The 276-nt window shown below is 45.7% G+C and carries 1 pseudogene; it reads left to right on the forward strand.

From position 1 onward, the window contains the following. Positions 1–233, forward strand: a pseudogene (locus tag HBA93_RS20985) (hypothetical protein); the annotation flags it as partial. Positions 234–276: the final 43 nt, after the last annotated feature.

Genomic DNA, 276 nt, shown 5'->3' on the forward strand with positions numbered 1-276 from the left:
GTAACCAACATTCATTCCGAGAGACAATTGCTTCGCCGGTATGCGGTGCTTTGGCGGCAGGTTATTTAACTGAGCCTTTAGTCCATTACCTGAAGGCAATTCATTTCCCTCTGCCACCAGATGATGGCAGCAATGTCACTATGCATGCTGGGGCATTCTTGGTGGGTGTTTGTGCAATGTGGAACAGCGATGCACTCTTTGACTTTATCAGTCGACGAATATCCATCAAATAACAATATGAGCTTAGGCGAGCATAATCGCCTAAGCTCATAAGAT

The sequence above is a fragment of the Ochrobactrum sp. SFR4 genome, from assembly GCF_019730395.1.
Taxonomy (GTDB): domain Bacteria; phylum Pseudomonadota; class Alphaproteobacteria; order Rhizobiales; family Rhizobiaceae; genus Pseudochrobactrum.